The 12,329-nt window shown below is 42.2% G+C and carries 12 protein-coding genes; 10 read left to right on the plus strand and 2 right to left on the minus strand.

Annotated features, from left to right (window positions below; all coding sequences use genetic code 11):
- Positions 1 to 3: 3 nt before the first annotated feature.
- Positions 4 to 1,689, minus strand: a complete 1,686-nt coding sequence (locus E0E47_RS10035; protein ID WP_008628285.1) for a tetratricopeptide repeat protein — start codon at positions 1,687 to 1,689, stop codon at positions 4 to 6.
- 126 nt (positions 1,690 to 1,815) lie between these two features.
- Entirely contained in the window at positions 1,816 to 2,769 is a 954-nt protein-coding gene (gene xerD / locus E0E47_RS10040) for a site-specific tyrosine recombinase XerD (RefSeq protein ID WP_008628286.1), read from the minus strand.
- A 49-nt stretch (positions 2,770 to 2,818) separates the two neighbouring features.
- Here xerD and aroQ point away from each other — a divergent pair, with 49 nt between their 5' ends.
- The 10 genes from aroQ to E0E47_RS17615 all read left to right on the plus strand — a co-directional run bounded on the left by aroQ (position 2,819) and on the right by E0E47_RS17615 (position 11,921).
- Positions 2,819 to 3,250, plus strand: coding sequence for a type II 3-dehydroquinate dehydratase (gene aroQ / locus E0E47_RS10045; protein ID WP_008628288.1), 432 nt, complete (start codon positions 2,819 to 2,821; stop codon positions 3,248 to 3,250).
- A gap of 38 nt (positions 3,251 to 3,288) precedes the next feature.
- Positions 3,289 to 4,749, plus strand: coding sequence for a pyruvate kinase (gene pyk / locus E0E47_RS10050; RefSeq protein ID WP_008628293.1), 1,461 nt, complete (start codon positions 3,289 to 3,291; stop codon positions 4,747 to 4,749).
- A 12-nt stretch (positions 4,750 to 4,761) separates the two neighbouring features.
- Complete coding sequence (locus tag E0E47_RS10055) at positions 4,762 to 5,400, plus strand: O-methyltransferase (protein WP_130893571.1); 639 nt, start codon at positions 4,762 to 4,764, stop codon at positions 5,398 to 5,400.
- A gap of 10 nt (positions 5,401 to 5,410) precedes the next feature.
- Positions 5,411 to 5,746, plus strand: a complete 336-nt coding sequence (gene rbfA, locus E0E47_RS10060) for a 30S ribosome-binding factor RbfA (protein WP_130893572.1) — start codon at positions 5,411 to 5,413, stop codon at positions 5,744 to 5,746.
- A complete protein-coding gene (locus E0E47_RS10065; RefSeq protein ID WP_130893573.1) occupies positions 5,743 to 6,972 on the plus strand; it encodes an FtsX-like permease family protein in 1,230 nt (409 codons plus the stop codon). Before rbfA ends, E0E47_RS10065 begins: the two co-directional genes overlap by 4 nt.
- A 270-nt stretch (positions 6,973 to 7,242) precedes the next feature.
- Positions 7,243 to 8,550: a hypothetical protein gene (locus E0E47_RS17610; protein ID WP_232038398.1), complete on the plus strand. Its 1,308-nt coding sequence runs from the start codon at positions 7,243 to 7,245 to the stop codon at positions 8,548 to 8,550.
- Positions 8,551 to 8,679: 129 nt separating this feature from the next.
- Entirely contained in the window at positions 8,680 to 9,522 is an 843-nt protein-coding gene (locus E0E47_RS10075) for a hypothetical protein (protein ID WP_130893574.1), read from the plus strand.
- A gap of 8 nt (positions 9,523 to 9,530) precedes the next feature.
- Complete coding sequence (locus E0E47_RS10080) at positions 9,531 to 10,133, plus strand: hypothetical protein (RefSeq protein WP_130893575.1); 603 nt, start codon at positions 9,531 to 9,533, stop codon at positions 10,131 to 10,133.
- Between the two features lie 4 nt (positions 10,134 to 10,137).
- Positions 10,138 to 11,229, plus strand: coding sequence for a hypothetical protein (locus E0E47_RS10085; protein ID WP_130893576.1), 1,092 nt, complete (start codon positions 10,138 to 10,140; stop codon positions 11,227 to 11,229).
- 2 nt (positions 11,230 to 11,231) lie between these two features.
- On the plus strand, positions 11,232 to 11,921 hold the full coding sequence (locus E0E47_RS17615) for a WG repeat-containing protein (RefSeq protein WP_232038399.1): 690 nt from the start codon (positions 11,232 to 11,234) through the stop codon (positions 11,919 to 11,921).
- The last annotated feature ends 408 nt before the right edge of the window (positions 11,922 to 12,329 follow it).

Below are 12,329 nucleotides of genomic sequence, written 5' to 3' on the forward strand. Positions count from 1 at the left end.
CGATTACAAACTTTCAACAGCTGATTTGTATTCTGCAAATTCAAGATCCTTGACTGCGCGGCTCTTCAAAGAAGAATCCTTGCTGACAGCATCCTTCAAATTCGTGTTTACACCAGCTGCGTCATTTGTGCGGGCAGCAACGATAGCCAACAGATATGAAGTATAAGCATCCTTATTAGCTACGCCGTTCAATGTAGACTTGGCAGCAGCATAATCCTTATTCAGAATCTGAGCCAAAGCAGCTGTATTTGACTTCACGCCGTTCGCAGCACTGGCAGCCTGTTGGTAAGATCCCTTAGCAATATTCAATGCAGCATTGGCTTCGTTGAAACCTTCAGCACCGGAAGCCTTGCCCATATACGTTTCGGCATCCTTCACATTACCTTTGCTTAAAGCAATCAACGCCAAGTTAGCGTTCACTTCACCGGCATCGCCCTTCAAAGACTTGGCCTTGTTGAAATAGTTTTCAGCTGCACTCAAATCTCCTTTCTGGTATGCCAACATACCGAGGTTGTTGTATGCACGGTAATCGTTGGGATAAAGTTGTGAAGTCTTTTGGTACCAAGCTTCCTTATTGGATACAGAAGCCAAGTTTGCACCATAAAGCAATTCTTCCACGCTTAACTTCGAGGCATCGCTACCGAATTGTGCCACAATCTGCTCGTCGCTACGACCGATGATTTCATAATTCATCGTCAAACGTGCACGACGCAATTCAGGAAGAATCGTCTCGGCCAATTCCTTGAATACGGCAGACATGTTCTTAATCTGCGCTTCACGTTCCTCGGGATCCTTATACATAGAAAGTACACGCAAGATAACTTCCTTATCTTGGATATTGCTCTGTGAAACCAATTCCTGGAAACCATCCCAGTCCTCAGCAGTATACTTCGTATCCACTTCGGCAGTCACCTCATTGGCTTTCATTTTCTTTTGGAGGAACTTTTCAGAATTGTCCTGACGCTGTTCAGCCAAACGGGTGTTCAAATCAAGGGCTCCATCGGGAGAAGCATAAGCCGAAATCTCGATATTGTTCAATGCACGCGTTTCTTTGGCGTCATTGATTTCTTTCATCATTGCGATGAATTCTTTCATGTTTTCAGAATTCAATTCAGAATCGCGCAACTTGGCTTGCTGAATCAAGAACTTAATGTTAGCTTCCTGCTTTTCTTTGATAATGCGCTGATAAGCATCTGCAGCCAAAGACGGTTTCACAGAAGCCAAGGTATTCTGCAACAACTGAGATGTGGCAATAACCCCGTAACCCACTTTCACTTCAGGAACAGACACCGTCTTCTTGCCTACCTTCGCATCGAACTGCAGGTAAAGATCGGACTGCTGCATAGCCGGAACAAAGTCAAATATAGACTTCATCGTATAAGTGCCGCCTGCCTTGTAAGCGATAGTCTGGTCGTTACCTTGTACTTTTTCGCCTTGGAACGTAGCACTCTGTCCTTTAGCCTCGCCGCCTTCGTACTTCAATACCGGAGTCACCGTTACCACGGCTTTCTTCTTCATATACTTCTCGGGGAATTTACCGTCGATAGTGGCAGGCACCTGACCGGCAATCGCCTCCAACGGAGTCGGAGTCACCGTAAAGTTGTCGGCAGAAAGTTCGCCTAACTTCTTGCATGACGAAAGAGCCGCAACGGCAGCCAACGACATGACTAAATAATAATTTTTACGCATACTAACACTGTTTTAATTAATAGTTCCGGCTGCAAAGATACAAATCTTTAATAGACCGTGTTATTTTTAACTTTAAAATATTGCAAAAAAAATGCGTATTATACCATATTCAACCCACTTCCGCCTTTATTTTGAAGAATCGTCACGAATATTCCGCGGATGATGTTCCATGATTTCCCGCCGCAAACGGCTTCTGTCGATATGGGTATAAATTTCTGTCGTGGAAATGCTCTCATGCCCCAACATAGCCTGTATGACCCTCAAGTTCGCGCCCCCCTCCAACAAATGGGTAGCAAAAGAATGGCGGAAAGTATGGGGACTTATCGTCTTCTGGATTCCGGCTGCAACTGCCAGTTCTTTGACCCAATAAAAAATAGTAATCCGCGACAAGGCAGTCCCCCTCCTCAAACTCAAAAACACAAAATCCTCATGTCCAGGCTTGATACGGATAAGATTCCTGCAAAGGAACCAATTCTCCAATTCGTGTACGGCACGGCCGGAAATGGGAACCAAACGTTCCTTCTCCCCTTTGCCCTTCACCCTGATGAAGCCCTCTTCCAAAAACAAATCGGAAATCCGAAGCCCGCATAACTCACTTACCCGCAAGCCACAACTGTAAAGCATCTCCAGAATGGCACGGTTCCGTTGTCCCTCCGGTTGACTCAAATCAATGCCCTCGATCATAGCATCTATTTCTGCCACGGTCAGGACCTCCGGTAAACGTCGCCCTATTTTCGGAGATTCAAGCAGTTCCGTCGGATCCTGCTCGATTTCTTTCTCCACATACAGGAAACGGTAGAATGAACGGATTCCGGACAAGATACGCGCCATAGAACGGGGGCTGATTCCCACGTCTGCCAATTCTGCCATAAACTGATGCAAATCATCCAGAGAGACAGCCCTGAAATCCAGTTCCTCATCTGAAAAAAAGTCCAAAAGCTTCCTTAAATCTTCGGTATAAGCATCCAACGTATTTTCTGAAAGCCCTCTTTCCAACTTCAAATACTGGTAATATCTTCGTAGCAGCACTTTCGAGACATCCCCACCTCTATTATAAGACGTTTTTTCGCTGTATTCCATTCTTTTTTTGTATTTTTGCGGCACGTTTTCTACAAAATTATAGAAAAAGATGAGAATACAAATCATAAACGGGCCAAATATCAACTTGTTGGGTAAACGAGAACCTAGCATATACGGCGCAGAATCCTTTGAAAGCTATTTAGAGAAGCTGCGCATGGCCTATCCCGATTTGACCATTGATTACTATCAAAGCAACATCGAGGGGAAGATGATCGATAAAATCCACGAAGTTGGATTTGAAGACACAGGCATCATCCTGAATGCCGGTGCCTACACGCATACGTCCATTGCCCTGCAAGATGCCATCAGGGCTATTTCCGCCCCGGTTGTCGAAGTGCACATCAGCAATGTGCACAAACGGGAAGAGTTCCGCCACATATCCATGATTTCATGTGCTTGCTTAGGTGTTATTTGCGGTTTTGGCCTTGACTCTTACAGACTGGCGGTCGAAGCACTGCTACGCGCAGGAAAGGCACAATAAAAAAGTATAGGTATTAAATTTTAAAAGGTATAAAGATTATGATGTTGAAAAAGACGAAGATCGTCGCTTCCATATCAGACTTGCGCTGCGATGTGGATTTTATTCGCGACCTTTTCAATGCCGGTATGAACGTGGTACGCATGAATACAGCCCACGCTAGCCGGGAAGGTTTCGAGAAACTGATTTCCAACGTTCGTGAGGTATCCAACCGCATCGGCATATTAATGGATACCAAAGGGCCGGAAGTGAGAACTACGAAGAATGCAGAAGAAACTACTGAATATAAGACCGGCGACAAAGTTAAAATCATAGGAAACCCGGACAAGGAAACCGTGCGCGGATGCATTTATGTCACTTATCCGCACTTCGTAAACGACTTATCCGTAGGTGCCAAGATATTGATAGACGATGGAGACCTTGAACTGAAAGTAACGGATAAGGATGAAGAAGCTTTGTATTGCGAAGTATGCAACGATGCGACACTGGCCAGTCGCAAAAGCGTGAACGTGCCGGGTGTACGCATCAATCTGCCATCCCTCACAGAAAAAGACCGTAACAACATCCTTTATGCCATCGAAAAAGACATAGATTTCATCGCCCATTCTTTCGTCCGCAACAAGCAGGACGTTTTGGACATCCGCGAAATTCTGAACGCATACGGCAGCGACATCAAAATTATCGCAAAAATCGAGAATCAGGAAGGCGTGGATAACATCGATGAAATTCTGGAAGAGGCAGACGGCATCATGGTTGCCCGGGGAGATTTGGGCATCGAAGTACCTCAGGAACGCATCCCAGGCATACAGCGTATCTTGATTAAGAAGTGTATCCTGGCCAAAAAGCCGGTTATCGTAGCCACACAAATGCTCCATACGATGATCAACAACCCACGTCCGACACGGGCAGAAGTAACGGACATCGCCAATGCCATCTACTACCGTACAGATGCCTTGATGTTGAGCGGCGAAACGGCTTACGGCAAATATCCGGTAGAGGCCGTACGCACGATGGCCACTATTGCAGCACAAGCTGAAAAAGACAAACTGGAGGAAAACGACATACAAATACCGCTCACGCCGGAAAAGGCAGACGTAACTTCATTCTTGGCCAAGTCGGCTGTACGTGCCACGAACTTGATGCCCATCCGTGCCATCATTACCGATAGTTTCAGCGGACTAACCGCACGGTCTTTGGCAGCCTACCGCGGCAAATATCCGGTATTGGCCGTCTGCTACAAGGAAAAGACCATGCGCCATCTCGCACTGTCCTACGGAGTGGAAGCCATCTTTATGCCGGAAAAGGCCAACGGGCAAGCATATTACTTCGCCGCCCTTCAGAAGCTGCTCAAAGACGGCGTGCTCTCCGAAAACGAAATGGTGGCATACCTGAGCGGCGGAAAGCAAGGCACGAAGACCTCTTTCCTTGAAATCAACGTAGTAGGCGACGTATTGGAACACGCCATGGAGTACGTACTGCCCAATCGGACACGCTATCTCTAATATCTACCGAATATGCAGGAAACGGACCGGTTGGACCAATATATCCTCGGACATATCGACGAGGAAAGCGAATATCTGAAAGCCTTGTATCGGGACACGCATGTAAAACTGCTGCGTCCCCGCATGGCTTCCGGACATTTGCAAGGACGTTTGCTCAAAATGTTGGTCCGCATGATACGTCCGCAGCGTATTCTGGAAATCGGGACTTACAGTGGCTATTCAGCCCTCTGCATGGCAGAAGGCCTTGAACCGGACGGCCGCTTGTACACCTTTGAAATCAATGACGAACAGGAGGATTTCACCCGACCATGGATTGAGAACTCCCCATACGCCTCACAAATAGAGTTCATCATCGGCGATGCCTTGGAACGGGTTCCGGAAATGGGACTCACGTTCGACATGGCTTTCGTAGACGGTGACAAGCGACGCTACACGGACTACTACGAAATGATTCTCCCACGCCTCGAACCGGGAGGGTATATCTTGGCCGACAACACCTTGTGGGACGGCCACGTATTAGAACCTCCCCCCCATAAGGACGCACAGACAAGGGGAATCACCGCCTTTAACGACCGTATAGCCACAGACCCACGTGTGGAGAAAGTCATCCTGCCTTTACGTGACGGGTTGACCCTCATCCGCAAAAAATAAAATAAAAAATATGGAAACAACCAGACAAAACAAAATCTCCCGGCTGATACAAAAGGAACTCAGCGAAATATTCATGTTGCAAACCAAGGCGATGAAAGGAGTATTGGTTTCGGTAAGTGCCTGCCGCATCAGTCCGGACCTCAGCATCTGCCGCGTGTACCTGAGCATATTTCCAAGCCAACAAAGCGAAGAAATCATAAAGAACATCAATGGCAACATGAAAGCCATCCGTTACGAACTGGGGACACGCGTACGCCATCAGTTACGTATCATCCCCGAATTGAAATTCTTCGTAGACGACTCCTTGGACTATATCGAAAACATCGACAAGCTGCTGAAAGAATGAACTTCCCGTTCTACATCGCACGACGATACCTGTTTTCCAAGAAATCGCACCATGCCATCAACATCATTTCTGCGATTTCGGTATGCGGTGTAGCCCTGGCCACCATGGCATTGGTCTGTACGATGTCCGTATTCAACGGGTTCCAAGACCTTGTCGCCTCATTTTTCACAGCCATCGACCCACAGCTGAAGGTCACGCCATCCCAAGGGAAGACCATGGCCGCAGACGACCCGAGACTCACGGCCCTGAAGACCTATCCGGGAATCAAAATCTACACGGAAACGTTGGAAGACCATGCACTTGTCATTTGCGGTGAACACCAAGCCATGGTCACCATCAAAGGTGTAGACGACAACTTCGCCCAAATGGCAGACCTGAACAAACTGCTTTACGGAGACGGTACGTTCACTTTACATGCCGATGTACTGGAATTCGGCGTATTGGGCATACAACTGGCTGCGCAATTAGGACTGGGAGCCAGTTTCGACACTCCCTTAAAGGTTTACGCCCCCCAAAAGGGCGAACGGGTCAACCTGTCCAATCCGACGGAAAGCTTCACACAAAGCGAATTATACTCACCCGGCGTGGTTTTTGCCGTGAAACAGGCCAAATACGATGCCGGTTACATTCTTACCTCCCTTCGTTTTGCCCGGGATTTGTTCGGGCAACAGGGACGTGTTTCCGCCATAGAATTGCAACTTCAGGATGGTGTGGACATCCACCAGGCACAAGCCGACATCCAAAAAATATTAGGTAACGGATTTACGGTAAAAGACCGCTACGAACAACAGGAAGACGTGTTCCGCATCATGGAAGTGGAAAAGCTCATCGCCTACCTGTTTCTTACGTTTATCCTTTTAGTAGCTAGCTTCAACATCATCGGTTCCATCTCCATGCTGATTATAGACAAGAAAGAAGACGTGCGTACCCTGCGCAACTTAGGAGCCAAAGACAACCAGATTATCCGTATCTTCCTGTTTGAAGGACGCATGATATCCGGCTTCGGGGCTTTAATCGGCATCCTTGCCGGACTGGGTCTCTGTTACCTGCAGCAAACCTACGGACTTATCACTTTAGGCAACTCCTCCGGCAGTTTCGTCGTAGATGCCTACCCCGTCAGTATCCACCTGTGGGATGTCGTCATCGTATTCTTTACCGTATTGTTGGTCAGCTATGGTGCATTATGGTACCCCGTAAGATACTTGAGCAAAAGGCTGCTCGACTGATTCCGCCCTATGAAAAGGCTCAATTCTCTTTTCACAGAAAGGATTATAGCGGTCACATACCGCTTCTATCCCCGTTCCATAATAAAAGGGATTATGCTTACGGGGAGTCATGCCGTAGGAGAAACACGGGCTGACTCAGACATTGATGTAGTGTTGCTTTCCGAACTTTCAAACCGGCAAACAACGGAAAGTCTGACTTTTGATGGATGCGTATACCAATTCATTGTTTTTCCCTGCAACAAAATCCATGAATTAGTATACAAGGATTATATGACGGCTCATTTTGTTTTTCTATCATTATTCGAGAAAGGTGTTATTCTATACGATGAAAGCGGAAGATTAGAACAGCTCAAACGTTATGTTCTTTCGAGTAAGCCGTGGACTTTAAAAGACCGTGACATTCTGGCTCTTCGTGCATCTGTGACATCATCATTGGATGTTTTGCATAACGACAAAGATCCAAAATCGAATTTATGCACAGCCTCGGAAGCCGTCGTGATGACCGCCCGTCTTATATGCGGAAGGAAATCATATTCAGGCAAACACTTGGATAAACTCCTGCCTGCATACCCCAAAGAAACGGAAGTGTTATACCATGCGTTAGGCAAGTATTTAAATGACGGAGATGGCCGCGCTTTTTCTGCCAGTTTGGAAGCTTTGCTTCGTCCTTTCGGCGGCCTGCTGAAAAACCACACGAACGGATATGCCTTGTCCACTCCGACATCCTCCCGTCATTTACTCGCTTTTTTGCCCGAAGCCTTGCCGTCAGACGAAAGAACCATGTGCAATATCCGTATAATAGTAAAAAAGACCTCCAATTTCATGCCCACCGTATTTTATGTAGGACAAGGACAATCCATGGAACAAGGCATATATATTTCATTCCATTCCCCCGAGAATAATATCCCAGAAGCATTACGGATATTGGAAACCACGACGGAGGACTTGGATTTCACTTCTTTTGGACATGGAATTTCATACCCCTACCCAAGCTGCTTTTACGAAGGGCTGTATTTGGGCGGCCAACTGCTATACGATGAATTGGCAAACGTGATGTCCACGTTATCCAGCCTAACCATGAAGCATTGGGGAAAAGAAACCGGAAGCTATCGGTTGTTGTTGGCCTACCGTTTTGCATATTATTATCTCCACGATGTTGTGCCTAAAAAGGAGATGAGGACGTTTTGGGCAGATACCCTGAGTCGTTTAATGCCCGAAGTGTTAGACACCAACGGCATGTATAACACTCGCCAACTTTTGGCACGCAAACGCAAACTTTTGACCTGCATGGATAAAAAATACAATGAACAGAAAGAAGAATTATTACCGCTTGTGGGACAAAAAGAGGTCCTTTATCCTGAATTAGACAATATATTAAAAGACACATGTATAAACATTAAAAAGGTTTTAAATAAAAGCAAAGAAAAAAGCTCCGATTTCCAATCCTTTCCAACAGAAGGAATCTCCTTGTATTACTATTTATTCATTCACTCATTAGGAGTTTTACTATTAAAACCTCATGAGAAATTCGGAATAACTTATAATATATCAAGGCTGTTAGATAACGATAGCCAATAGAAAAGCAAAACATGTTTTACAACACATCTCATATTTTTTCCTTATTTTTATTTTGAGGCCAATGAGATTTTATTTACGTTTGCAAAGTGATAGATAAAATCAACTATTAACGACCATAAACTCTACACCATGGAAAAGAAATTGGAAATATTAAAATTGTCCATTCCTGCAATTAGTGAATTAAGTGCCCGTAAGTTGTTGGGAGGAGACGGATACGGTCTTGAAGAAGAACCCACTTATAACGGATGGGAATTTTCTGAAATAGAAGTAAGGCCAGAAATTACAGATCCAGTCCCTGATACTGATTACGAGGATTGGCATCAGGAAAATGATTGGGATATGGACGAAAGTTTGGATGACGGATTTGAAGATGACAGGGATGACGATGCAAGAGAAAACACTTTAAATCAATCCGAAGAAGAAGCCAAACTTCCTGCATTGATAGAAAAACTTCCGGACAGTCTTCAAAAATTCATTAAGGATAACAACATCAAAATTCAAATAGATGTCAATTTGGTCAAAAGTGATGGAACTCCCAAACCGGGACAGTTTGCTAATGGAGTGATTACTTTAAGAATGGCTGATAAGGATTATTTGAGAGGGGAGTTGGTTCATGCCGTTCAAAGCAACTTAGGACTACTAAATCACGAAGATCATGCAATGAATGAATTTCAAGAAAACTTAATGAGAGACCTTTTGAGAGTTGTTGATCAAAAAGAAGGTACGGGCTTATTTTTTTGGACTACAACTGTAACTAACGACGAACGTGATGGTTGGGAAGAAGAACTGAATGGAATTGTCAATGACAATGGAGTAGTTGATTATACAAAATGGGAGAATACGATAAATAACTACTTTGATTCTTTCCAAGAAAGATATCAATATGAAGAAAAATATGAAGGGCAATATGAAGGAGGATATAATTATCAATGGAACATTTTCTTTGACTTATTTGGAATTTCATATAAATAATATATAATATGATACGAATTGTTATAATTTCAATCTTTCTATCCATTCTGTTTTACTATAATGGAATACCTTGTTACGGAGCATCATCACATGACAACAAACGTTTGAAAATAGAAAAAGTTCATGACAAACATATCGTATGGGAAGTCACAAGCAATAAAAGAATCAAGGCTTATGTAAAAGAGTGGAATATTCCCTCGCTTTTACACAAAGAGGGTGAATCAGAATTGAAGGATCTTGCATTAACAAGATATTTAAGAGATTCATGCGTAACCAATAAAATATCACATTCAAATATATTAATATTCTCGTATATTGGAATGAAAAAAATGATGGAGATAAATAAAACATCTTCTGGAATCAATATAGTCCTTTCTATCTCCTTAGATGTGGACAAGCATGGTCGGGTAAATGCAGTAAAGTTTATCTTAGACGAAAAGACGTCAAAGTTCTTAAGCTCAAAAGACATTTATGAAATGACTTGTATTTTCAGAGATAAAATTTCATTTAAAAAACCATTAAGTTATGAATTAAAATCAGCCCACTTATCCTATGTTATTCGAAAACGTGAGATAGAAAAGTGGCTGAATACGGTAACAAGAAAAGAATAGTTATATGAACTATACTATCACATATAAAACATTCTTCCTTTTAGCCTTATCTATATGGCCATTTCATTGTGATGGAGATGAATCAAAGAAAAAGAATGAAATAAAAACGGAAATTGATTCCTTTCAACACAAAGCTGTGTTCCGGGAATTCCATAGCGACAACAGAATAATTGCTTATGTAGAAAGATATGGTAACAACAAAAACATGAAGAATCCAAAAAACGATTTAGAAACTGGATTCAGGAATCGCTATATTGAAACAAAAGAGGTTCAATATGCCTTAAAAAGATGCGAACAAATAATCTATGAAAGTCTACCTAAAGAGAGCTTAAAACAAATACTTACCACATCTATTGGCACAGATCCACTAACGGTCTTTATCAATATAAATAAGTCCGGTCAAATAGATATGGCGAGAATACAACTTTCCTTGAAAAAGAACTCTTATCTTTCTGCCAAGGATATTTATATGATTACGAAAAATCTTGTTGAACAAGTCTCGTTTAAACGTCCTACAGACTTTCATATTGATTACATATCACTATTTATTTCTTTAAGAACACAAAATGCACTGAAATGGTTAAAAAGGGATGGTTCCAATATCATCCTAAAAACAGATACATGTCACAATAAAACAATTGTATGGGAACAAGGCAGCTACAATCATACAAAAGCCTACATGAATGGATATGAAGTTATTTTAAAAGATACCAACAAACTAACCAGAGACACTGAAGATCTTTATAAACAAGAGTTTCTACGTTGCAAATATAATATAGATGGAATTAAAACAATTGAACGCACTATATATAATTGCTTAGGGCAAGAAAAAATGCAAAAAATAGTAAGTCTTGAACAAAAAATGGTGCTATTGAAGATCTATATAGGCGTAAATAAAAATGGCAACACCCCAACTATGATATTCGATATTCCTCCTACCATTATTCAGCTATTAACTTGCGAAGACATCTATAATATCACGACAAGCATAACTAATAAGAATTTATTCAAAAAGCCCTCTGCCTTCGGACTAGATTATATTTATTTTCCCATCCTCCTTCGGAGAAAAGACGTTTTAATGTGGTTAAAGAATTGAGAATGGATAAAAAACATATATTCACAAATTATCTTATGCTTAGTTTCTTATCTAACATTGCAGCGCAAGAGGTATCGGAACTTCACTTAATATATCGTGAATATGATGACACCTATGGTTACGAAAACAATTTGGGAGATACAATAATCCCTTATGGAAAATACATGTGCCACATTCCATATCGCACATTAGGCTTTATCAGCAAACCTAAGGAAAAAGATATTGTAGCCATTTCTCCTTCAGGGACAGAGCTATTTAAAGTTTTCCAGTACGATAATGGTCCGGACCACCTCTCTGAGGGTGTTTTTAGAATGATTGGAAATAACAACAAGATGGGATTTGCTGATACAACCGGACATATAGTCATTCCACCACGTTTTGATTTTGTTACTCCATTTAAAAACGGACATGCCTTCTTTAACACCGGGGGACATAATGTACCTATAGACAAATCCGGGGAGTATCACATGATAACCGGAGGACATTGGGGAGTGATCAATAAAGAAGGAAAAGAAATTTGTCCGGCTTTACTTGATTCTGTACCCTTGAAATACAAAGGGATACAAACAGAAATTATATACCAAAAACAACGAATGCCACTCGAAAAAGCCATGTTTATTATACAAAAAGGATTAGAAAAGAATAAAGAACCGTTTAATAAAACAGGAAAAATACAACGGATAAAACCATAGTATGGGAAGAACTATCAACAAAAAATGATGCGTGTACATATGTTGCCGAATGGGAAACTCTTGAAAAAGACACTAAGGTAGTAACTTATCCGTAGAAAAATATAAGGAAGAGAAATATCTACAAGATAGTCTGGTTATAACCAAAATCAGACAAATTAAGCAGAATATCTCACAATATATAACCGATGACAACATAATTCGATTAAGGAATGAAGCCCAAAATAAACATACTATTTTCTATATAAGTGTAAAAATAGATAGCATAGGAATGGTAACAAGCGTTAGAATAGTATCATCTAAGAATATATTAGTTTTACTCTCGGCAAAAGATGTGTATGCAATAAGCCTTTTTTTGAAGCAGAGTATCTTTAAAAGACCAAGAGAATATGATCTTGATTCAATATACTT

The organism is Paraprevotella xylaniphila YIT 11841 (assembly GCF_900683745.1).
In the GTDB taxonomy this organism is placed as follows: domain Bacteria; phylum Bacteroidota; class Bacteroidia; order Bacteroidales; family Bacteroidaceae; genus Paraprevotella; species Paraprevotella xylaniphila.